Source organism: Methyloversatilis universalis FAM5 (assembly GCF_000214035.2).
GTDB lineage: Bacteria > Pseudomonadota > Gammaproteobacteria > Burkholderiales > Rhodocyclaceae > Methyloversatilis > Methyloversatilis universalis.
Genome location: NZ_AFHG01000034.1, coordinates 1 through 22,739, shown reverse-complemented (window position 1 = coordinate 22,739; position 22,739 = coordinate 1). Strand labels below are relative to the sequence as shown.

Annotated in this window: 21 protein-coding genes; 10 read left to right on the top strand and 11 right to left on the bottom strand. The window is 67.1% G+C overall.

Features of this window, described 5'->3' with window-relative positions; all coding sequences use genetic code 11:
* Window position 1: 1 nt before the first annotated feature.
* From ssuC to METUNV1_RS05320, 7 genes are all read left to right on the top strand, one after another.
* Window positions 2-793 (top strand): aliphatic sulfonate ABC transporter permease SsuC, encoded by a 792-nt coding sequence (gene ssuC / locus METUNV1_RS05350; RefSeq protein ID WP_008059604.1) that lies wholly within the window; start codon window positions 2-4, stop codon window positions 791-793.
* 10 nt (window positions 794-803) lie between these two features.
* Complete coding sequence (locus METUNV1_RS05345) at window positions 804-1,628, top strand: ATP-binding cassette domain-containing protein (protein ID WP_043359139.1); 825 nt, start codon at window positions 804-806, stop codon at window positions 1,626-1,628.
* A gap of 14 nt (window positions 1,629-1,642) precedes the next feature.
* Complete coding sequence (locus METUNV1_RS05340) at window positions 1,643-1,864, top strand: TOBE domain-containing protein (protein ID WP_008059602.1); 222 nt, start codon at window positions 1,643-1,645, stop codon at window positions 1,862-1,864.
* Window positions 1,865-1,898: 34 nt separating this feature from the next.
* Window positions 1,899-2,567, top strand: coding sequence for an RBBP9/YdeN family alpha/beta hydrolase (locus METUNV1_RS05335; protein WP_008059601.1), 669 nt, complete (start codon window positions 1,899-1,901; stop codon window positions 2,565-2,567).
* 72 nt (window positions 2,568-2,639) lie between these two features.
* Window positions 2,640-3,275 (top strand): peroxiredoxin, encoded by a 636-nt coding sequence (locus METUNV1_RS05330; RefSeq protein ID WP_008059599.1) that lies wholly within the window; start codon window positions 2,640-2,642, stop codon window positions 3,273-3,275.
* A gap of 179 nt (window positions 3,276-3,454) precedes the next feature.
* A complete protein-coding gene (locus METUNV1_RS05325; protein ID WP_008059598.1) occupies window positions 3,455-3,736 on the top strand; it encodes a DUF2325 domain-containing protein in 282 nt (93 codons plus the stop codon).
* Window positions 3,737-3,887: 151 nt separating this feature from the next.
* The gene (locus METUNV1_RS05320; RefSeq protein ID WP_008059597.1) at window positions 3,888-5,264 is read left to right on the top strand and encodes an FAD/NAD(P)-binding protein; all 1,377 of its coding nucleotides are present in this window, start codon (window positions 3,888-3,890) and stop codon (window positions 5,262-5,264) included.
* A gap of 24 nt (window positions 5,265-5,288) precedes the next feature.
* Here the strand turns inward: METUNV1_RS05320 and METUNV1_RS05315 are convergent, their stop codons facing one another.
* The 7 genes from METUNV1_RS05315 to METUNV1_RS05285 form a co-directional block, all read right to left on the bottom strand.
* Window positions 5,289-6,263, bottom strand: a complete 975-nt coding sequence (locus tag METUNV1_RS05315; protein WP_008059596.1) for a HEAT repeat domain-containing protein — start codon at window positions 6,261-6,263, stop codon at window positions 5,289-5,291.
* A 10-nt stretch (window positions 6,264-6,273) separates the two neighbouring features.
* On the bottom strand, window positions 6,274-7,143 hold the full coding sequence (locus METUNV1_RS05310; RefSeq protein WP_008059595.1) for an ABC transporter ATP-binding protein: 870 nt from the start codon (window positions 7,141-7,143) through the stop codon (window positions 6,274-6,276).
* Complete coding sequence (locus METUNV1_RS05305; RefSeq protein WP_008059594.1) at window positions 7,140-8,009, bottom strand: ABC transporter permease; 870 nt, start codon at window positions 8,007-8,009, stop codon at window positions 7,140-7,142. The genes METUNV1_RS05310 and METUNV1_RS05305 overlap by 4 nt, the downstream gene beginning before the upstream one ends.
* A gap of 17 nt (window positions 8,010-8,026) precedes the next feature.
* Window positions 8,027-9,445 (bottom strand): ABC transporter substrate-binding protein, encoded by a 1,419-nt coding sequence (locus METUNV1_RS05300; RefSeq protein ID WP_008059592.1) that lies wholly within the window; start codon window positions 9,443-9,445, stop codon window positions 8,027-8,029.
* Window positions 9,446-9,518: 73 nt separating this feature from the next.
* On the bottom strand, window positions 9,519-9,764 hold the full coding sequence (locus METUNV1_RS05295) for a 4Fe-4S dicluster domain-containing protein (protein WP_008059591.1): 246 nt from the start codon (window positions 9,762-9,764) through the stop codon (window positions 9,519-9,521).
* An 11-nt stretch (window positions 9,765-9,775) separates the two neighbouring features.
* Window positions 9,776-11,521 carry a fumarate reductase/succinate dehydrogenase flavoprotein subunit gene (locus METUNV1_RS05290; protein ID WP_008059590.1) on the bottom strand — a complete coding sequence of 582 codons (1,746 nt, stop codon included), beginning with the start codon at window positions 11,519-11,521 and terminating at the stop codon, window positions 9,776-9,778.
* A complete protein-coding gene (locus METUNV1_RS05285; RefSeq protein ID WP_008059589.1) occupies window positions 11,518-12,291 on the bottom strand; it encodes a GntR family transcriptional regulator in 774 nt (257 codons plus the stop codon). The genes METUNV1_RS05290 and METUNV1_RS05285 overlap by 4 nt, the downstream gene beginning before the upstream one ends.
* Window positions 12,292-12,511: 220 nt before the next feature.
* On the opposite strand from METUNV1_RS05285, the gene METUNV1_RS05280 reads away from it, so the two are divergent.
* Window positions 12,512-13,450, top strand: a complete 939-nt coding sequence (locus METUNV1_RS05280; RefSeq protein ID WP_043359145.1) for a hypothetical protein — start codon at window positions 12,512-12,514, stop codon at window positions 13,448-13,450.
* A gap of 60 nt (window positions 13,451-13,510) precedes the next feature.
* Here METUNV1_RS05280 and METUNV1_RS05275 read toward each other — a convergent pair whose 3' ends face one another.
* The 3 genes from METUNV1_RS05275 to METUNV1_RS05265 form a co-directional block, all read right to left on the bottom strand.
* Complete coding sequence (locus tag METUNV1_RS05275) at window positions 13,511-14,482, bottom strand: sulfonate ABC transporter substrate-binding protein (RefSeq protein WP_008059587.1); 972 nt, start codon at window positions 14,480-14,482, stop codon at window positions 13,511-13,513.
* Window positions 14,483-14,639: 157 nt separating this feature from the next.
* Entirely contained in the window at window positions 14,640-15,629 is a 990-nt protein-coding gene (locus METUNV1_RS05270; RefSeq protein WP_232416253.1) for a PEP-CTERM sorting domain-containing protein, read from the bottom strand.
* Between the two features lie 148 nt (window positions 15,630-15,777).
* Entirely contained in the window at window positions 15,778-17,556 is a 1,779-nt protein-coding gene (locus METUNV1_RS05265) for an ABC transporter ATP-binding protein (RefSeq protein ID WP_008059585.1), read from the bottom strand.
* A 315-nt stretch (window positions 17,557-17,871) separates the two neighbouring features.
* On the opposite strand from METUNV1_RS05265, the gene METUNV1_RS05260 reads away from it, so the two are divergent.
* Window positions 17,872-20,760 (top strand): adenosylcobalamin-dependent ribonucleoside-diphosphate reductase, encoded by a 2,889-nt coding sequence (locus tag METUNV1_RS05260; RefSeq protein ID WP_008059579.1) that lies wholly within the window; start codon window positions 17,872-17,874, stop codon window positions 20,758-20,760.
* 291 nt (window positions 20,761-21,051) lie between these two features.
* Entirely contained in the window at window positions 21,052-22,047 is a 996-nt protein-coding gene (locus METUNV1_RS05255) for a hypothetical protein (protein WP_043359137.1), read from the top strand.
* A gap of 449 nt (window positions 22,048-22,496) precedes the next feature.
* Here METUNV1_RS05255 and METUNV1_RS05250 read toward each other — a convergent pair.
* Window positions 22,497-22,739: transposase (locus METUNV1_RS05250; RefSeq protein ID WP_043359135.1), on the bottom strand; the 243-nt coding region annotated here is incomplete at its 5' end.

The following is a 22,739-nucleotide window of genomic DNA, read 5'->3' as shown; positions in this document are numbered from 1 at the left end:
CATGAGTAACCGGACATTTACCTCGCTTTCGCAGCTGCGGCAGAAACTGCTGCCCTGGAGCCTGCCGATCACCCTGCTCGTGCTGTGGCAGGTCGCCGCCCAGACCGGCTGGCTGTCCAGCCGCGTGCTGCCGGCGCCGCTCGACGTGCTGAAAGCCTTCTGGACACTGGCGGTCAGCGGCGAACTGTGGCGCCACGTGCTGGTGAGCGCGCAGCGCGCGCTGAGCGGCTTCGCCATCGGCGGCGGCCTTGGCCTGCTGCTGGGCCTGGCCACCGGTTCGTGGAAACGGGTCGAAACCCTGCTCGACACCACGGTGCAGATGATCCGCAACATTCCGCCGCTGGCGCTGATTCCGCTGGTCATCCTGTGGTTCGGCATCGACGAGACCGCCAAGCTGTTCCTGGTGTCGCTGGGCGTGTTCTTCCCGGTCTACATCAACACCTTCCACGGCATCCGCTCGGTCGACGCCGGACTGATCGAGATGGGCCGTGCCTACGGTCTGCGCGGCTGGGCGCTGTACCGCGACATCATCCTGCCGGGCGCGCTGCCCTCCATCCTGGTCGGCGTGCGTTTTTCGCTCGGTTTCATGTGGGTCATCCTGATCGTCGCCGAAACGATTTCGGCGCAGGAAGGCATCGGCTACATGACCATGAATGCGCGCGAGTTCCTGATGACCGACGTGGTGCTGGTCGGCATCCTGCTGTACGCACTGCTCGGCAAGCTGGCCGACCTGCTGGCCCGCACGCTGGAGCGCGTGTGGCTGCAGTGGCATCCGAACTACCAGTCACGCTGAGGTGGGCGCCATGTACTTTTCCCCCGAAGAGAATTCAGAAGTGCGCGCCGCCGAACGCGTGATCAACGGTGCCGCGGTGACGCTGCGCGGCGTCGGCAAGACCTTCGGCGAACGCCGGGTGCTCAAGGGCATAGACCTCGACATCCGTCCGGGCGAGTTCGTCGCCATCGTCGGCCGCAGCGGCTGCGGCAAGAGCACCCTGCTGCGCCTGCTGGCCGGCCTCGACGCCGCCAGCGAAGGCGCGCTGAAGATAGACGGCAGCGCCGACGACGTGCGCATCATGTTCCAGGATGCGCGCCTGCTGCCCTGGAAGCGGGTGATCGACAACGTGTCGCTGGGACTCGCACCGGCCTTCCGGCGCCGCGCCCGCGAAGTGCTGGCGCGCGTCGGTCTGGCCGACCGCGAGCGCGACTGGCCGGCTCAGCTGTCCGGCGGCCAGCGCCAGCGCATCGCGCTGTCCCGCGCGCTGGTGCATTCGCCGCGCCTGCTGCTGCTGGACGAACCGCTGGGCGCGCTCGATGCGCTCACCCGCATCGAAATGCAGCAGCTGATCGAGTCGCTGTGGCAGGAACAGGGCTTCACCGCCATCCTGGTCACGCACGACGTGCAGGAGGCGGTGGCACTGGCCGACCGCGTGTTGCTGATCGAGGACGGCGCGGTCGCGCTCGACCTCGACATCCGCCTGGCCCGGCCGCGCGAGCGTGCCAGCACCGGCTTTTCGGCCTACGAGGCGCGCATCCTGCAGCGCGTTCTCGAAGCGCCCCCCATCGAACCTTCCGCGACGTCGCACGACGTCCGGACATCGGGCATCGCCCACATTTCGTTTGCCATCTGAGAAAGGATTCCACCATGGCCATCACCGCAATCAATGTACGCAACCAGTTCAAGGGCAAAATCAAGGAGATCGTCCGCGGCGACGTGGTCAGCGAGGTCGACGTCGACACGCCGGCCGGCATCGTGACCTCGGTCATCACCACCCGTTCGGTCGACGAACTCGGCCTGAAGCCGGGTGTCGAGGTGGTCGCGCTGGTGAAGTCGACCGAAGTGTCCATCGCCCGCATCGGCGGCTGAGCACGGCACCGACCCGGCATCCGGACCTTTCGCCATGAGCGCCACTATCCTCATCGTTCCCGGCCTGCACGGCGCGCCGCCGGAACACTGGCTGTCATGGCTGGAACACGAACTGGCCGGCAGCCAGCGGGTCGAACAGGACGACTGGAACGAGCCGGTGCTCGCGCACTGGGCCGGCCGCGTCAAACGGGCCATCGACCGGGCCGCCGGCCCGGTCTGGATCGTCGCACACGGCTTCGGCTGCCTCGCGGCACTGCTGGCCGCCTGCGATCGCACCGACCGGGTGGCCGGTGCGCTGCTGGTGGCGCCGGCCAATCCGGAACGCTACAGCGCCGACGGTCTGATCACCGAAGGCGAGGACGGCCGGCCGCGCCATCCGTCGGTATCCGGCCTGCTGCCGCAGGTGCCACCCGGGTTTACCACACTGCTGGTGGCGCATGACCGCGATCCGGACCTGCGGCTGATCAGCGCCAGCCAGTGGGCCGAGCGCTGGGGCAGCCGGCTGGTGCTGAGCAGCGCGCTGGGCGACATCGATCCGGCGCGGCACGCCGGGCCCTGGCCGCAGTGCCTGCGGCTGTTCAGATTGATGCATCATGCACAGCGTGACCTTCCGCTCGGTTCGCTGGCGGAAGACACCGAGCCGGCGCCCCGCCGGCACGGCTGGCTGGCGAAGCTGCGCCGCCAGTCGCGCGCGACGCTCTAGCGGCCTGACTCGGCGCACTGCGGGTGCGGCAGCTTTGCCCGCGCTCTTTCAAACACTCAGGAGGACAGAACCATGACCATCCGACTCGGCGACATCGCCCCCGATTTCGAACAGGATTCCAGCGCCGGCCGCATCCGCTTCCATGAATGGCTCGGCAACAGCTGGGGCGTGCTGTTCTCGCACCCGGCCGACTTCACGCCGGTGTGCACCACCGAACTCGGCCTGACTGCCAAGCTGAAGGGTGAATTCGACAAGCGCGGCGTGAAGGCGATCGCGCTGTCGGTGGATCCGGTCGATTCGCATCACAAGTGGATCGCCGACATCAACGACACCCAGAACACCACGGTGAACTTCCCGATCATCGCCGACGGCGACCGCAAGGTGAGCGAGCTGTACGACATGATCCATCCGAACGCCAACGCCACGCTCACCGTGCGTTCGCTGTTCATCATCGATCCGAACAAGAAGGTGCGCCTCATCATTACCTACCCGGCCAGCACCGGCCGCAACTTCGACGAGGTGCTGCGCGTGATCGATTCGCTGCAGCTGACCGACAAGCATTCGGTCGCCACGCCCGGCAACTGGAAGCATGGCGACGACGTGGTCATCGTGCCGTCGCTGCAGGACCCGGACGAGATCGCCCGCCGCTTCCCCGCCGGCTACAAGGCGGTGCGCCCCTATCTGCGCCTGACGCCGCAGCCGAAGTAAGCGTACCGCGCCCCGGCAGCGAAAGGCCCGGCTCCGGCCGGGCCTTTTTTCGTGCACGGCATTGCGGCGCACAGGCCTCAGCCGGCAAAGCTCTGCAGAAAATGCAGCGCAGAACAATTCAGTTCCCCCGGCCGCGGGCGGCCCGTAAGGTCATGCCATCGCAATCCGGAGTGCATCAGATGGCCATCCTCGTCGTCGGCGGAGACCACCCCAACCAGTTCGCGGATTCGGCGCGTGAAGCCGGCGTCGACCGCCTGCACCACTGGAGCGGCCGCCGTGCCGCCGATCACCACCAGCCTCTGCCGCGTGACCTGCGCGGCATCGTGCTGCTGATCGACCACGTCAATCACGGCATGGCAGCCCGCGTGCGCAAGCTGGCGAGCGCGAACGGGCTGCCGGTCATCTACGCGGCACGCAGCCGCTCTCAGGTGCGCAACGCGCTGGCTCAGCTTGCCGCCTGAAAACGGCATCTCCGCCGCAGGCGGAACTGCGTCACGACGCACCGGCTTCGCAGCAGGCAGCGGTCACGGAAGCGGCGCCCGACGGACGCTATAGTCGGCCGTTCACCCGGTGCGCGCCCGCGTACCGGTCGTCCAGCCGAAAGGGGTCCGCGTGCGCACGCTCGTCATCATCGGTGCCGGTTTCAGCGGCACCGCCTGCGCCTGTCAGCTGCTCGCCCGCTCGGGCGATCACGCCGACAATGACTGGCAGATTCATCTGATCAACGCCTCCGGGCCGATTGCCCGCGGGCTGGCCTACGGCACCCGTTCGCCGCTGCACCTGCTCAACGTACCGGCCGGCCGCCTCGGCATGGACCCGGCGCAGGAAGGCGATTTCGTCCGCTACCTCGAAGACAATGGCCACCGCTACCGCGCGAGCGCCTTCGTGCCGCGCATGCTGTACGGCGAATATCTGGAAAGCCGGCTGCGCTCGGCCGCGGCCGGACACGCGAACCGGCTGCGCATCGTCACCGCACGGGTCGATGCCATCGACCGCCGCCCGGCAGGCGGCTTTGCGCTCACGCTGGCCGACGGCAGCACGCTGCCGGCCGATGCGGTCATCCTGGCCATGGGCCATCTGAGTCCGGTCGCGCCGCTGCCGGCGCTGGTGGGCATGGCCCCGGCCTACATCAACGATCCGTGGTCGCCGGGCGCGCTGGAGCGCATCGACGGCGACGAGCGCGTGCTCATCCTGGGCAGCGGCCTCACCATGCTGGACGTGGTGGTCGACCTGAAGCGCCGCGGCCACCGCGGACCGATCACCGCCCTGTCGCGGCGCGGCCTGCTGCCGCGTTCGCACCGCGCGCAGGACGCGCCGCCGGCCACCATCCCGCTGGACCGCGACGCGCTGCTGCAGGCCCGAAGCGCCCGTCGTCTGCTGAAGTTGCTGCGCGCAGCGGTCGCTCAGGCCGAAAAGGCCTGCATAGACTGGCGCGACGTGATCGGCTCGCTGCGCGCGATCACGCCGGCGCTGTGGCAGAGCCTGAACGACACCGAAAAGCGCCGCTTCATGCGCCACCTGCGCCCGCACTGGGAGGTGCTGCGCCACCGCACCGCACCCGAACCGTTCAACGCCATGAACGCGATGCTGGAAGACGGCCGCCTCACCGTGCGCGCCGGCCGCCTGCGCGCGGTATCGGCCGGCGACGCCGGACTGACCGCGCGCTGGGACGACGCCCGCCACGGTCCGCAGGCACTCGAAGTGGATCGCATCGTGAACTGTACCGGCCCCGGCCACCGCATCGACGCCCAGCGCGCACCGCTGCTGCACCGCCTGATCACCGGCGGGCTGCTCACGCAGGACGCGCTGAAGCTGGGCCTGATGGTCGATCCGCACTGTCGCGCACTGGACGCCGGTGGCCAGCCGGTGGAAGGCCTGTACTACGTCGGCCCGCTGCTGCGCGCCCAGTTCTGGGAAGCCACCGCGATACCGGAACTGCGGCGGCACGCGGCCACCGCGGTCAATCACCTGCTGGCCGACGCCGGCTGAGGCAGCGCGGCCGGAAGGCCGCGATCAGGCGCTCGCGGCGTCGACCTGGGCGAGCGCGATGCGCGCCGCCTTGCGCACTTCCGGATCGGGGTCAGTCTGGGCCTGCTGCAGCAGCGGGCGGGCGGCGGCGTGCCGCAGTTCGCCCAGTGCCAGCACCACTTCCTTGCGCAGATTGCTGATCGGATGCGTGATCAGCGCGGCCAGACCGGGCAGCGCCCCGACCGCCTGCAGCCGGCCAAGCGCGCGCGCCGCCTGCAGTCGCACCTGCCAGTATTCGTCGCGCAATGCCGCATCCAGCGCATCGACCGCCTCGGCCACGCGCAGCTTGCCCAGCGTGATGGCCGCCTCTTCGCGCACCTGCCAGGCACTGTCGCGCAGCGCCGCCAGCAGCGCGCCGGCCGCTGCGCCCTCGACAGCCAGTGCACCCACCGCAGCACGGCGCACACCGGCATCCGGATCCCGCTCGGCCAGTTCGGCCAGCCGGGGCAGCGCATGGTCCAATCGCAACCAGCCCAGCACGCCAACTGCCTCGCGCCGCACGGCGGCGTCGGCATCTCGGGTCAACGCCAGTGCGGGCGCGGCCGCCTGCGGCAGGCGCAGTTCGCGCAGCGCGCGCAGCACCGCACTGCGCACGAAGGGCGCCGGGTGGGTCAGACGCGCCAGCAGCACCTCAGCCGCCTCGCCCGTCTTCAGGCCGGACAGCGTCTGCGCGGCCGCCGTGCGCACCTCGGGCGCGTCGTCATCCAGCGCGTCGCACAGCGCGGTCACCACCGCATCGTCTTCCCAGCCGCCCAGCCGCTCGGCCGCCTCGCGGCGCACGGTGGGCGAAGCATCGCCGGCCAGCGCACGGGCGATCAGCGGCAGCAGCGCCGGATCTTCCTGTTCGGCCAGATCCAACACTGCGATGCGGCGCACCGCTTCGTCCGGGTGGTCCAGACGCTGCGCCAGTCCGGCAATGTCGTCGTCGTTCAGCGTGTCCTGCAGCAGTTCGAAGCTCATGAAATTCGGTTCAGATCGCGAATCGGGTATCGGACATGGACAGCGCCGGCAGCATGGCCGTGGCGTCGCCCAGCGGAGACAGGCGGTCCAGCGTGGGCTGGCCGCTGTCCGGGTGCAGCAGTTCGAGGCAGCGCCGCTTCAGCGTGTTGAAGGAATGCGTGGTGGTGAGCCGGGCGTCGCGCGGACGGTCGAATGGCACCCGGATGTCGTCGATGATGCGGCCGGGCCGCGCACTCATGACCAGGATGCGGTCAGCCAGGAACAGCGCCTCGTCGATGTCATGGGTGACGAACAGCACCGTGGTGCGGATGCGCGCCCATACGTCGAGCAGCAGTTGCTGCATCTTCAGCCGGGTCTGCGCGTCGAGCGCGCCGAAGGGCTCGTCCATCAGCAGCACGCGCGGCTGGTTGATCAGCACGCGCGCGATTTCCACCCGCTGCTGCATGCCGCCCGACAGTTGCGACGGGTAGTGGCGTTCGAAGCCCTTGAGGCCGACCAGCTCGATCAGCTCGCGCGCACGCCAGGTGCGCTCCGGTCCCGGCACGCCCTGCATCTTCAGGCCGAAGGCCACGTTGTCGAGCACGCTCTTCCACGGGAACAGCGTGTGCTGCTGGAACACCAGACCGCGGTCCGGATGCGGACCGTTGATGGCCTCGCCGTCGAGCAGCAGGCGTCCGGCGCTCGGCACGATGTGGCCGGCGAGCGCACCCAGCACCGTCGATTTGCCACAGCCCGAAGGGCCGAGCAGGCAGATGAATTCGCCGGTGCTGGCGGCGAACGACACGTCGCTGACCGCCTTGAAGCGCGAGGTGCCCTGACCGAATTCGATCTCCAGATGCTGGATGTCGACCCGGCCGCGCAGATGGACGACCGTTGTCATGCCTTTTTCTCCTGCAGCCGGTACCAGGGCGTGGCGAAATGGCCCAGCCAGCGCACCAGCGCGCTGCTGGCCATGCCGAAGGCGCCGATGAACAGCATGCCCACGACGATGCCGGCGTAGTTCTGCAAGGTGTAGGACTCCCAGGTGTAATAGCCGATGCCGAACTGGCCGGAAATCATTTCCGCCGACACCAGGCAGAACCAGCAGGTGCCCATGCCGATGGACAGCCCGGTAAAGATGCCGGGTGCGGCCGACGGCAGGATGACCTCGGCGAACAGCCGCGGACCGCGCGTACCCAGACTGCGCGCCGACGCCACCAGCCGCGGATCGACCGCCTCGACGCCGTGTATGGTGTTCAGCAGGATGGGAAATATCGCACCGGTGAAGGTGATGAACATCATCGACACCTCGGTCGACGGAAACATCAGGATGGCAAGCGGAATCCAGGCCACCGCCGGTATCGGGCGCAGCACTTCCAGCGGCGGCAGCAGCGCACGCGCGGCCCAGCGGAAGCGTCCGATCAGCAGGCCCAGGCCGACACCGGCCAGCGCCGCCGACAGATAGCCGGCGCCGATGCGCGCGAGGCTGTGGCCGACGTGCAGCGACAGCTTGGGCGAGCTCAGCAGTTCGATGCCGGCCTCCAGCACTTCGGACGGCGGCGGCACATGGGCGAAGGTGATGAAGCCCAGATGGGCGCGCGAAGTCGCCAGCGCATGCCAGAGCAGCAGGCTGGCCAGCAGCGACAGCGCGCCCAGGGCGAAAGCCGTCAGCCGCCCGGCCGGCCAGCGCGGCAGGCGCCGCGGCTGACCGGACACCGGTGCCGCCGGGCCCGCCAGCCCGGCGGCCAGCGTGTCAGGCAGAGACATGGTCGGCCGCCCTCCGCTTACTGTGCCGAAGCCAGCGTGGCGGCCTGCCCGCGCACCGCCGCGAAATCCAGCACCTTGCCCTTGTTGGCCTGCGCCCACGCGGTCGCGGCGTCCTTCAGCAGGAAGGCGTTGATCTGCCCCTTTGCGTCGGTCGCGAACCAGGCCTGATTCGCCAGCAGCTTGATGCCCAGATTGCGGTCATGCGCGAACACCACGCGCACCTTCTTGCCGGCGGCCTCGATCTTCTTCACGTCGGCGAAGGCGTTTTCCGGCGATGCGTAATGACGCACCAGCGGCTCGCCCTGCACCCACACCTGCGCCACGCGCTTCGGATCTTCGATCGCCTTGCCGGTCAGCGCATCCTTCGCCTTCAGCGCCAGCTTGTCGTAGTTCTTCAGCTGGGCGTCGTAGTCCAGACCGGCGGCCTTGAATGCGGCACGCACGTACTGGTCGTCGATGAAGGTGTCGGCGGTCAGGTCGGAGTCGTGACGCTTGAGCAGGCGCAGCGTGTCGATCGAAGTGGCCAGCGCCTGGCGGTATTCCGGCTTCCAGGACAGATCGCGCGTCTGCAGGCCCAGCGGACCGTGGAACAGATAGTTCACCTCGGCTTCGATGCCGGTCACTTTGGCGATCAGTTCGCTGTACTTTTCCGGCTCGGCGGCGATCAGGCGGTCTGCCTCGATGCTCGCGCGCAGATAGGCGACCACGATTTCCGGATACTTCTTCGCGTAGTCGGCATTGACCAGCGCACCGTGGAAGGTGGCTGCGTTCGACTGCGCGCCGTCGTAGATCTTGCGAGCGAAGCCGCGGTAGGGGAACAGGTCGGCGAAGGGCACGAAGTTGGCGTGCGCGTCGATCTTGTTCGCCTGCAGTGCGCTGCCGGCCACTTCCGGCGCCTGGGTGACGATGGTCACGTCGCGCTCGACGTCCCAGCCCTGCGCGTTCAGCGCGCGCAGCAGCAGGCCGTGCGCGGTCGAGGCGAAGGGCACCGAAATCTGCTTGCCCTTCAGTTCGGCCACCGACTGCACCGCCGAGCCGCTCGGCACGACGATGCCGTTGCCGCTGCCTATGGTGCTGCCCGACAGCACCGACAGGAAAATGCTCTTCTTGCCCGCCTTCAGATGGGCGGCGCCGTTCAGCGAACCCGGGAAGTCGGCCATGGCGCCGAAGTCCAGCTTGTCCGCCACCATCTCATTGGTGAGCGGCGCACCCGACGTGAAGTTGCGCCACTGGATGTCGTACTGCACGTCCTTGTACCTGCCGTCGCGCGGCAGGTATTTTTCGAGCAGCTTCAGTTCGCGCACCAGCAGGCCGCCGGTGGCGCAATTGATGGTGGTGTCCTGGGTGCCGATGGCGATGCGTATGGTTTCGGCGGCCGACGCGGCGCCGGCCGTGAATGCCAGCGCAAGGCCGGCCAGAAGCGAGGTGATCTTCATCTGTTTTTTCTCCTGCAATCGTGATGTGAATGAACGCTGACCGGACCGTCCGGCCGGCACCGGCGGACGCGATTCAGCGCAGCAGATAGGGAATCTCGACCCGCACGGCGCCGGTCGGACAGTCCTTCGCGCACGGCATGCAGTACCAGCACTCGTCGAACTTCATGTAGGCCTTGCCGGTGTCCGGATCGATGGCGAGCAGGTCCAGCGGGCACACGTCGACGCAGACGGTGCAGCCCTTGTCGGCGATGCACTTGTCGTGATCGACCGTGACCGGTGCGGCACTGCGCTGGGTGGTTTCGCGGAAGGTGAAAGTCATGGTGTGTCCTCTCAGGCGAGCGCCGGCTGCGGCGTGGCGGCGACGCGCAGCCGGTCGTACGCGGTGCGCTCCTGGCTGTCGATCGGCACGATGTAGGGCTCGACCGCGCGCTTGAAACTGCTCATGCGGCCGGCGTCATCCTTTTTCAGATGGGCGTGGCAGAACCAGTCGGCGTCGTTGCGCTGCGGGTGATCGACCCGGTAGTGGTAGAGGCCCCAGCGGCTTTCGGTGCGGAACAGCGAGGCGCGCGCCGCCATTTCGGCGCAGTCGCGGATGACCGACACTTCGGCTGCGCGCATCAGTTCGTGCGGGCTGGTGGCGTGCAGCTGCTCCAGGTCGTCGCGGATGCCGTCGAAGCGGTCCAGCGCGATGTCCATCTTGCGGGTGACCTTGGGCGGCTGCAGATAGTCGTTCACGAAGCGGCGCAGCTTGTATTCGACCTGGGCCGGCGCCAGCCCCTGCTCGCGCAGCAGCGGCGCGAGCACGCGCGCCTGTGCGCGCTCGACCTGGGCGCCATCGACTGCAGCAAAGGCGCGGCCGGCGATGTAGTCGGCCGCGTTCTCGCCGGCGAACCAGCCGTACGTGAAAGCGCCCAGCATGTAGTTGTGCGGCACCGCCGCCATGTCGCCGGCCGCGTACAGGCCGGGCACCGATGTTTCGGCGCGCTCGTTCACCCACACGCCGGAGGCGCTGTGGCCGCTGCAGAAACCGATTTCCGATATGTGCATCTCGACCATGTCGCGCCGGTAATCGGTGCCGCGGCCGGCGTGGAACTCGCCGCGGCTGGGCCGCTCGTTCGAGTGCAGGATGGTTTCGATGGTCTGTATGGTTTCTTCGGCCAGATGGTCGAGCTTCAGGAATACCGGGCCGTTGCCGCCCTGCAGCTCCTGCCAGAACTCCCACATCATCTGGCCGCTCCAGTAGTCACACTCGATGAACCGCTGGCCGCGGCTGTTGGCGGTGAAGCCGCCCAGCGGCCCGGTCACGTAGGCGCAGGCCGGGCCGTTGTAGTCCTTGATCAGCGGATTGATCTGGAAGCACTCGAGATTGGCCAGTTCGGCGCCGGCGTGATATGCCATCGCGTAGCCGTCGCCGGCATTGGTCGGGTTCTCGTAAGTGCCCATCAGATAGCCGGAGGCCGGCAGGCCCAGCCGGCCCGCCGCGCCGCAGGCCAGCACCACCGCCTTGGCGCGGATCACGTGGAACTCCGCAGTGCGGCAGTCGAAACCCATCACGCCGGCGATGGCACCGTCGTCGCCCTGCAGCAGCCGGGTGGCGACGATGCGGTTGGTGATGGCGACACGGGCGCGCTTGAGCTGGCGGTACAGCACCTTCTTCACGTCGTGCCCTTCCGGCATCGGCAGCACGTAGGCGCCCATGTGGTGCACCTTCTTCACCGCGTAGTCGCCGGTTTCGTCGCGCTCGAAGCGCACACCCCAGCGGTCCAGCTGTTCGATGGTGGCGAAGCTGTGCTTCGCGTAGGCATACACGGTCGCCTGATTGACGATGCCGTCGTTGGCGATGGTGATTTCCTTCGTGTACTGCTCGGGCGTGGCGTGGCCCGGGATGACTGCGTTGTTCAGACCATCCATGCCCATAGAGATCGCGCCGCTGCGCTTCACGTGCGCCTTGTCCAGCAGCAGCACGCGCAGCGCAGGGTTGCGCTCCTTGGCCTTGATCGCGGCCATCGGGCCGGCGGTGCCGCCACCGACCACCACCAGGTCGTATTCGTGGATGCGGGTATCAGCGGTACTCATGCGCGGCCCTCCCTGCGCGGTGCGCGATCGACGCGGAAGCGGTACTGGAAGGCGTCGCCGCGGAAATAAAGATGTTCGTAATCGACCGGGCGGCCGTCGGCGGCATGGGTGAGGCGCTCGATATGCATCACCGGCGCGCCCTCCTCGATCTGCAGCGCCTGCATCAGGTCCTCGTCAGCCAGCACCGCGTCCATCGCGATGTCGGCATGGCCCAGCGGCACACCGCAGTCGTTCTCCAGCATCAGGAAAATGTCGCGCGTGACCAGTTCGTGCCGGTTCAGGCGCTCGCCCAGCGCGGCCGGCAGCCAGGTCAGTTCCAGCGACACCGGTTCGCGGTTGAGCAGGCGCACGCGGCGGATTTCGGTCACCGGGTCGCCTTCGGCCAGACCCAGCTTCTGCGCCACCCGGGCGTCGGCCGGCAGGTCGTGCAGGCGATCCACCCGGTTGATGATTTCGTAGCCCATGCGCGACATGGCTTCGCCGAAACCTTCGAGCGCGGTCACGTTCTGGAAGGCCTTCGGGCGCGACACGAAGGTGCCCTTGCCGTGTATGCGGAAGATGAGGCCGGCTTTCTGCAGGTCGCCCAGCGCCTGACGCACGGTGATGCGGCTCACGCCGAACATCGCGCACAGTTCGCTTTCGGACGGCATGCGGCCGTGCGGCGGATAGGTGCCATCGAGGATGCGCAGCCGCAGCAGCTCGGTCAGCCGTGCATACAGCGGCGACGGCGCGTCCGGCAACAGCATCAGCGCGGGATTGCTTTTCGACATTTCGAATAACTTGTTATGACAAGTCCGCGCAGGCTAGGGATGCCGCCCTCCGGAGGGAACCAAGCATTTTTCCGAAGCAAAGCGTTGCAAGTGATTTGCGATGCGCAGCACTCCGGACCGGAATGGATGCATGAGCGGCACGGCCTCACCCCGCCGGAAAGACAGCGGATATAGTCATCGCCGAATGCCCTCGCCGCTGCCCTCGCTTCTGCCCAATTCCATGACCGACGCCCTTACGCCGCCTTCATCCGCGCGCGACTTCCACGACCGCATTTACCGTGGCGACATCGTCGAGATCGCCGGCAACGCGGCGATGACTGAACTGGTGGCGCATGCGCGCGGGCTGGTTGAAGAGGCGCTGCGGCCGCACGACCCGCAGCGGCTGCACGAACACCTGACGCCGGCGCAGCAGATCGATACGCTGACCGCGCTGCAGCGCGCCTTCACCGCGTCGGCCGACACCCGGCGCATCTGGCGCGCGCTGCTGGCATCGCTGGGACTGGACCCGGCGCGCATCGCCTGCGACCGGCTGCACCTGCGCTTCCAGCCGCACCGCGCGCCAGGCAGCGTGTGCGCCCGCCACGCCAGCACCGCCACCGTCGCCTTCCACCGCGACACCTGGGGCTCCAATCTGTACGCGCAGACCAACTGGTGGGCGCCGATCTACCCGGTCAGCGCCGGCCGCACGATGGCGCTCTATCCGGCACTGTGGTCGCGCCCCCTGAAGAACAGCAGCGCCGCCTTCGACATGCGGGCCCTGCTGGAGCGCTCGGCCGCCGGCGGACGTACCGCGGTCGGCGCCGACGAGGCGATTCCGCATCTGCAGGAGGCGGTCGACGCGGCCGGGGCGCAGCCGGTGCTCGTGCCGCCGGGCACGCTGATCGCCTTTTCCGGCGCCCACGCCCACACCGGTGTCGGCAACCACACCGGCCTCACCCGCATTTCGTTCGAAACCCGCACCGTGTGGCTGGACGATCTGCTGGCCGGGCGTGGCGCGCCGAACATCGACGGCCAGGCACCCTGGGCCGCGCCCGGCCTGTTCCGCATGCTGGACGACCGGCGGCCGTTGAACGAAGTGCTGGGCTGCGCGCGCACCGAAGCCTGCGCGCACTGGCCTCTGGCCACGCCGGTGGGCAGCGGCGGCCCGGCACGGCGCTGAAAAGGAAAGGGCCGGACGCGGCGTATCGCGCGTCTGGCCCTCTGTCGGTGATGAGAACGCTTACTTCGCCGCGCGCGGCAGCGCGTCGCTCACCCGGATCTGTTTCGGCACCAGCTTCAGCTCGAAGAACTTGTCGGCGATCGCCTGCTGGGCGGCCAGCACCGCCGGCGTGACCGGCTTGATGCCATAGCCCAGGCGGCCGGCGGCGGTTTCCGCGATCGGCAGGTCGACACCGATCAGCGGCGCGATGAACTTCGCCACCTCCTTCGGGTTCTGCGCGCCCCACTGGTCCACCCGGTCGATTTCCTCGATCAGGATGTTCACGATGTCCGGGTGCTTTTCCGCGAACGCGCGCGACGCCAGGTAGTACTGGTGATTGGCCACCGCACCCTTGCCGTCGGCCAGCACGCGGGCGCCGAGCTGCTTTTCGGCACTGGCGTAGAACGGGTCCCAGATCGCCCAGGCGGCCACCCGGCCGCTTTCAAACGCGGCGCGCGCATCGGCCGGCGCAAGGTAGGACACCTCGACGTCGCCGTACCGGAGGCCTGCGTTTTCCAGCAGTTTCACCAGCAGGTAATTGGCGTTCGACCCCTTGGCCACCGCCACCCGCTTGCCCTTCAGTTCGGCCACGCTGCGTACCGGCGAATCCTTCGGCACCAGCAGCGCCTCGGCTGACGGGGCCGGCGGCTCGTAGCCGACATAGACCAGGTCGGCACCGGCGGCCTGGGCGAAGATGGGCGGCGCCTCGCCGACCGTGCCCACGTCAAGGCTGCCCAGATTGATGGCCTCCAGCAGTGGCGGGCCGAAGGGGAATTCGGTCCACTTCACCTCGATGCCCTTCTCCGCCAGCCGCTTTTCCAGCGTGCCGCGCGCCTTCAGGATGACCAGCGTGCCGTACTTCTGAAAGCCGATGCGCACTTCCTTCGGCGCCGACTGCGCGCTCGCCGTGCCGCTGGCCAGCAGGCCTGCACTCAGTACCGCCAGCGCGGCCTTGCGCAGCCAGCCGCGGCCGACGCTCTTGATCCGATTCATCTGCTGCTCCCTGTCTGATGGCCGGCCACCGGGGATGGGGCCGTTCGGGAACGCATGCTGAATCGGCGCAGCGCCGGCGCGAACCAATCCTTTCAGCGATGCTTATGAAGCGCCGCGTGATAAGGATGTGACAAGGCGTGCAGCGGGCGGGCGCCGCTCAGGCGTGACGGCGGCGTCGCCGCGTGGCAATTGCGGTCAGCACGCCCAGACCGGCGCTCATCAGCGCCCAGCTGCCGGGCTCGGGCACCGGCCCGACCACCGACCGGCCGCCGGCGCCGGTCAGTGTCACGCCGGGCTCAGGCGTCCAGGTCGAGTGGAAGGAGTTGTACGAATCGAAGAACTGCCCGCCGGGCGAGCCATAGACATAGGCGGACATGAAAAGCTGTTCCTTCAGGTCCACGCCCTGGGTGGCGACGGTGAAGGCGAGGTCGTACGAGAAGTTGTAGACGCCGTCGTGGTCATCGTCTTCCCACACCAGATTGAACAGCGGGTTGAGCACCGGCTGCCCGCTCGCGTTGCGGGTCCAGAGGCTTTCCTGCGTGGTCTGACCGGTGATGAGGTTCTCGGTCGAGAACCAGCCATAGGGCCCGAGCGGCATCTCACCCTGCTGGACCGCGAAATGGAAGCTGTAGGCGGTGCCGGCGGTCCACAGGTTGTAGGACACGCTGTAGTTGGCGCTGCCTTCGGTGAAGCGGCCGTCCTGCCTCAGGTTGATCGTGACCGCGGCCGACGAAGGCACCGCGGTGCCGCAGCTGCCGGCGTCGCACACGAAGCCCTGATCGCGATACACCAGTTCGGAATACACGTGGCCGGTCACCGGAGAGGCGCCACTCACCTCGATCTTCGCGGCCAGCTGCCCGCCCTCGAAGCCGATCTGCGAACGCGCGTGACTGGCCTCGCTGTACCAGGCGGAACTGGAGGCGGTCCACAGCGACGGATCGGCGTCCCAGCGCTGACCGTCGGACAGCAGCCCGCCACCCGGCAGATAGACATAGCTCCAGCTGCGGAAAGTGTCGTTCGGCGCCGCCTGCGCGCTGCCGCCGACACCGGCGGCACAGAGCAGCAGTCCGACGCCGGCGCGCTTCAGCGCGCGCAGCGGCATGGAGGAGGATTCGATGCGGCAGAAGGCTGGGCGTGCGGGCGTCATGACAGGCTCCGTCGGCAGGAAGGACCGGCCGCCTCCGGCCATGCCGGAAGGGCGACCGACGGTGCGCGGCTGCACCGTCTGCCCGACTTTTTATGCCCCTGCCGCGCCGGCCATGCTGACCTCGATCAACAAAGCGCGCAGGCCGCGCTCAGACCCGCGAAGGTGCCCGCCGCTCGCCGGTCTGCAACCGCCACAGCGAGGCGTACAGGCCGTCGAGCGCCAGCAGTTCTTCGTGGGTGCCGGATTCGGCGATGCGGCCGCCATCGATCACATGAATGGTGTCGGCGTGGCGCACGGTGGACAGCCGGTGCGCCACGATGAGCGTGGTGCGGCCGACCACCAGCCGGTCCAGCGAGCGCTGGATGGCGGCTTCGGTTTCGTTGTCCACCGCCGACGTGGCTTCGTCCAGCACCAGGATAGGCGGGTTCTTGAGTATTGCGCGCGCCAGCGCCAGCCGCTGCCGCTGGCCGCCGGACAGGCGCATGCCCCGCTCGCCCACCGGCGTGTCGTAGCCCTGGGGCAGCGCAACGATGAAGTCGTGCGCCTCGGCCGACTTCGCTGCCTCGATCACCGCTTCGCGGCTGGCGTCCGGCATGCCGTAGGCGATGTTCTGCGCCACCGAGGCGTCGGCGAGAAAGGTGTCCTGCGCGACATAGCCGATGGCCCGCCGCAGGTCCTGCAGGTTCAGTTCATTCACCGACACGCCGTCGAGCAGCACCCTGCCCTGCTGCGGCTCGTAGAAGCGCAGCAGCAGCTTGATCAGCGTGCTCTTGCCGCCGCCGGTACTGCCCACGAAAGCCGCGCTGCGGCCGGCGCCGATGCGCAGGTCCACGCCGTCCAGCGCCGGGCGCGAGCTGCCTTCATAGGCGAAGGTGATGCCCTCGAAGGCCAGCTCACCGCGCACCTCGGCCTTCGGCAGCGCACGGCCGTCGTAGCGGATGTTCACCGGCGTCTGCAGCAGGTTCATCACCCGCTCGATCGACGACATCGAGCGCTGGTAGAGATCGGTCAGGTCGGCCAGCCGGGTCAGCGGCCACAGCAGGCGCTGGGTCAGATACACCAGCACCGAATAGCTGCCGACGCCGATGTCGCCGTTCAGCGCCATGAAACCGCCGTACAGCAGCGTGACCGTGAAGCCGGCAAGGATGGCCATGCGGATGACCGGCGTGATCGCCGCCGACAGCCGGATCGCCTCGCCGTTGCGCGCGCGGTAGTCGTCCGAGCCCTGTTCGATGTGGCCCGCTTCGTAGTCTTCGGCGGCGTAGGCCTTCACCGTGGCGATGCCCTGGATGTTGTTGTTCAGCCGCGCGGCCAGCGCGCCGGCCGCCTCGCGCACCGCGCCGTAGCGCGGCGCGAGCCGGCGCTGGAACCAGAAGGCGCCGTACAGGATGAGCGGCACCGGCACCAGCGCGAGGAAAGCCAGCTCGTGCGTCAGCACGAAGAACACGCCGCCCACCATCAGCGAACCGACGAACACCTGGATCAGGTCGTTGGCGCCGCCGTTCAGGAAGCGCTCCATCTGGTTGATGTCCTCGTTCAGCACCGCCAGCAGATTGCCGCTGCGGTTGCGCTCGAAGTAGGCCATGTCCAGCTTCTGCACGTGGCGGTAGGCCTCCATGCGCAGATCGTGCTGCAGGTTCTGCGCGAGGTCGCGCCAGCGCACGTCGTACAGGTACTGGAACAGCGATTCGCCCACCCACACGAACACGGTGATGAGCGCCAGCAGCATGAGCTGGTCCTTCGGCTCGACGATGCCGAAGCGGGCGAGGAACGAGGCCTTCTGGTTCACCACCACGTCGACCGCGACGCCGATCAGCACTTCGGGCAGCACGTCGAAGAACTTGTTCAGGACCGAATAGAGAGATGCGATGCGCACCTCGCGCCGGTAGTTGCGCGCGTGCGAGAACAGTCGTGACAGGGGATGCATGGCAGGCTCGGGGAGGAAGGCGTTTGCCGCGCGTGACCGCCGGCGGCGAGCCGGCATCATGACAGAGCGCGGTGGCCGGCGTCACTTTCCGCTGTGCAGCACAGCGGCCGGCAGGCCGTGCGCGAAAGCGCGCAGCGCGCGTCCGGCCGCTGTTACACCGGCATGCTGCACCGCAATTGCCCGACCGGCCGTCATGATCGCGGCCAACGCCAGCAGCGGCGCGGGCGACCGCCGGAACGCACGCATGTCAAGGCTGTCGCACTGATACAGACCTGCCTAGAATCCTGGCGATTCACGTCAGGGAGGAGCCCAAACATGCAACAGATCGATCTTGTCCCGCTGACCGAAGAGGAAAAAATCGCCTGCCTGCCGGACCAGGAAATTTCCGGCGAGGTACTGGTCGAGAAGTACGCCAAGGGCGGCGAAACCTCGGTGGCCGAAGTACGCCGCCGCGTGGCCAAAGCACTCGCCCAAGCCGAATCCGAAGACCGCCGCGCGCACTGGGAAGCGAAATTCCTGGAGGCGCAGGAGCGCGGCTTCGTGCCCGCCGGCCGCATCAGTTCGGCCGCCGGCACCAATCTCACCGCCACGCTGATCAACTGCTTCGTGCAGCCGGTCGGTGATTCGATCACCGAAATCGAGGACGAGCGCCCGGGCATCTACACCGCGCTCGCCCAGGCTGCCGAAACCATGCGCCGCGGGGGCGGCGTGGGTTACGACTTCTCCAGCATCCGCCCGGTCGGCGCCCGCGTGCGCGGCACGCAGTCTCGCGCCTCCGGCCCGGTCAGCTACATGCGGGTGTTTGACCGCTCGTGCGAAACGGTGGAATCCGCCGGCAGCCGCCGCGGCGCCCAGATGGGCGTGCTGCGCTGCGATCACCCGGACATCGAACAGTTCATCCACGCCAAGGACGGCGGCGACCTCACGAATTTCAACGTGTCGGTCGGCGTGACCGACGTGTTCATGAAGGCGGTCGAAGCCGACACCACGGTCGAACTGGTGCACAAGGCCGAGCCGGCGCCCGACCTGAAGGCGGCCGGCGCCTACCAGCGCGAGGACGGCCTGTGGGTCTATGCCAAGCCGCGCGCCCGCGATCTGTGGGACCAGATCATGCGCTCGACCTACGACCACGCCGAGCCGGGCATCCTCTTCCTCGACCGCATCAACCGCGACAACAACCTGTACTACTGCGAGCGCATCGAGGCCACCAACCCCTGCGCCGAACAGCCGCTGCCGCCCTATGGCTGCTGCGACCTGGGTTCGATCAATCTGGTGCGCTTCGTGAAGCGGCCCTTCTCCGAAGCGGCGGAATTCGACTTCGACGGCTTCCGCGAAGTGGTGGCGGTCGCCATCCGCATGCTGGACAACGTGCTCGACGTCACCCACTGGCCGCTGCAGCAGCAGCATGACGAAGCGATGGCCAAGCGCCGCGTCGGCCTCGGCTTCACCGGCCTTGGCGACACCCTCATCATGCTGCGTCAGCGCTACGACTCGCAGGAAGCGCGGCTCATGGCCTCGCGCATTTCCGAAGTCATGCGCGACGCCGCCTATCTCGCCTCGGTCGAGCTGGCGAAGGAGCGCGGCAGCTTCCCGCTGTTCAACGCCGACCTGTACCTGTCCGGCGGCAACTTCGCGTCGCGGCTGCCGGCCGAGGTGAAGGAGCAGATCCGCAAGCATGGCCTGCGCAATTCGCACCTGCTGTCGATCGCGCCCACCGGCACCATTTCGCTGGCCTTTGCCGACAACGCCAGCAACGGCATCGAACCGCCCTTCTCCTGGACCTACACCCGCAAGAAGCGCATGCCGGACGGCACCTTCAAGGAATACGCGGTCGAGGACTACGCCTGGCGCCTGTACAAGCACCTGGGCGGCGACACCGACAAGCTGCCGCCCTGGTTCGTCACCGCGCTGGAAATTTCCGCCGCCGCCCACAAGGACATGGTGGCCGCGGTCGCTCCCTACATCGACACCTCGATTTCCAAGACGGTGAACGTGCCGGCCGACTACCCCTACGCCGACTTCGAGGACCTCTACCTCGCGGCCTGGAAGGCCGGCCTCAAGGGCCTCGCCACTTACCGCCCGAACAGCGTGCTGGGCAGCGTGCTGTCGGTCGACACGCCGAAGACCGAAGAGAAGAAGCAGCCGCACGACGTCGAACTGTCGGCCATCGGCGCCAACCAGCGCCTGTCCATCGGCGCGCTGCCGGCGCCGGTGCTGGCCAGCCTGCGCTGGCCCGGCCGGCCGGACATGAGCGACGGCAATCCGAGCTGGACCTATATGCTGAAGACGCCGGGTGGCGAATTCGCGCTGTTCGTCGGCCACACCGAAAACGAAGGCCCGGACGGCCGCATCCAGCCGCTGCCCTTCGAAGTGTGGGTCAATGGCGCGAACCAGCCGCGCGGCCTGGGCGCCGTCGCCAAGACGCTGTCGATGGACATGCGCGCCAACGATCCGGGCTGGCTCAAGCTCAAGCTCGACGTGCTCGCGAAAACCGTCGGCGACGCCTTCGACCTGCCCTTCCCGCCGACCGGCGAACTGCGCCGCATGCCCGGCACGGTGGCCGCCTTCGCCAACGTGATCCGCTACCGCTGCGACAAGCTCGGCGCGCTCGACCGCGAAGCGCCGACGCCTGTGCTCGACACGCTGTTCGCGGTGCAGGAGCCCAAGACCGGCACCGACGGTACGCTGAGCTGGACGGTGGACATCAGCAACCCGGCCACCGGTGAAGACTTCGTGCTCGGCCTGAAGGAAATCACCCTGCCCGGCGGCGAAACCCGGCCCTACTCGGTGTGGCTGTCCGGCAACTACCCGCGCGCGCTCGACGGCCTCACCCGCATCCTCGCGCTCGACATGCGCGTGATGGACCCGGCCTGGATAGGCATGAAGCTGCGCAAGCTCATCAGCTACCCGGAACCGCTGGGCGACTTCATGGCCTTCGTACCCGGCACCCGCCGCCAGCAGAACTGGCCCTCGACCGTCGCCTACGTCGCCCGCCTCATCATCCACCGCTACGCGATGCTGGGCATCCTCGACGAGGACGGCTACCCGACGCGCGAAATGGGCATCCTCGAAGCCCCGCGCGGCGACGACGAACCCAAGCTCATGCAGGGTGCGCTGTGCAACGAGTGCGGCAACCAGTCGGTGATTCGCAAGGACGGCTGCGATTTCTGCACCGCCTGCGGGGCGGTGGGGAGCTGCGGCTGACGGTTGAGCCCGCAAGGGCGCATCGCTGAAACGGAAAGGGCCTGTCGGGAGACAGGCCCTTTTTCTTTTGCGTGTTGGGCAGAGGTCGAACCGGCCGGCGCAGCGCACGACTTCCGTCATCCTATCGGCCAAAAGGCTGATTCGCTGAAGGACAGCGGCATCATGAGTTAACTTCCCGCGATGCCTCAAAGATGCGTGTCTGGTACCCGGTTTGTGCGCTTATCTCGACGGCACTCATTTCATTGGACAAAGATCTCGTCCACCCAAATTTATTCTTAAATGGAAAGTTCCATGGAACTTCGAATCCAGAAGCAAATCAACCCGATCCAGAGTGAAGTTGCAGCATTGATCTCCGTTATTCGCCCAATCCTGGAAGGACTTCTCTACGGGTTGAAGGCGGATGTGGTCGCAGAAGTGGGCGGATATCAGCAGGTCAAGCTCAAAATGCTAAATCGCTTGTACCGCCAGGGAGACGGCGATATTGGCCTCTGCTTTGAGTACGCCGTCCACAGTGCCATTCGAAATCGTGATCCTCTTATTGCGGAGCGAATCGAAAGCGCCCTACGTTTGTGCAATATTCGCGGCCAAGAAATTAATTCTTTGCTATTCGCCGTCGAGAAGACAGGCAAGCTTAATCTTGTAGATTCTGTGATCCAAGATCTTACGGATGGCTCGCAGCTTCTCTATGGGACCCGCGGTAGACCCGTCAAGCTGCGGCGTCACATCGAACAGGTCGCGAGCGCTTTCCGCCGCCCCGCCGCTCGACTTGCGCTCCCCCAGAGCATTTCTGGTCTTTGGAAAGCTGATCTCTTCGTCGGCGACACGGGCCAAGACAACTGGATCGGCACGAGCGTTAAGGTTAACGCAGCTGACCTCCGAGCTGAGCCCGGGCTTCGCGTTGGCATCGTACCTACGCGCCAAGGTCGAAATGATCGAGTCCGAAAGGATGATGCAAAGAACATCATCGTCTGCCCAATTCCATATGACGATTCATTCATGCAACTGTTCTATGCGGGCTGGAGAATTGTCCAGCAATTTATGGCGGCCGACGCAAACCTCCCGAACGAGGACAGGCTTCCTCTCCCCCACGAACGGGAGGTAGCGCGCTCGCTGGCAATGCGCAGAGAGTCCACCATTCTCACCGTCGTTGAAGTACTTGAGGCTGAGTCCCAGCGTCGCCTTATCGAGGCTCAGGTTGTGGCCGCAGCGACAGTCACCACTGCACTGCCCAATGTTGCCTCCATCGCAGATTCAGTGCTCGCCCCAATTGCCGCCGTTGAAGACTAACGATGCGTTCAAGCGGACAGTGGGGACAACCGTGTAGTTTTCTGAAGCTCCTTCGTCCCGCTGCCTCTTACGCGGCGTTAGGCCTCGCAGCAGTCTCGGAAGTACCGCGTCGCTGTGAAATTCACTTAACGTCTAACAAGGAGAATCGGTGAAGATTCGCTCACTCGCAATAGCTGCCCTTGGCTCTGCGATCTGCTTGACAGCCTCTATTCCCGTTGTTGCGGCTACGCCGCTCATCTTCACAGTGACTGGAAACACGGCTAACAGCCGGCCGATGGTGGAAGGGGTAACAAATCTACCTAACAGGCTGGTGAGAAACCCTTGAATCCTTCCGGATCATGTCCTTCCGCTCGTTTTTTCCGGCACCGGAAGTGCGCCGTGGCGTGTGATTCGGGGTTCTCTCACCCTCGTATTCGGCTGCTCGCCAGGCAGCGGACGCATCTATCCCTCTACGCGGCAGCCGTTCGCATCAGGCTCAGCATTCGAGTCAGGTTGTACGCCGCGAACGCAAACAGCGCCTGACCGGAGAGCCTCTCCAGCCCCTTGTGCCGCGTCTTGCGCAGACCACCCACCGTCTTGATCCAGCCGAAGGCCTCTTCGATCATCTTTCGCCTGCGCAGACTCATCGCGTAGCCCTTGCCACGCGCGGTGCGTCCATCGACGGCGCTGCCGCTGACCTTGCGCGCCACGTG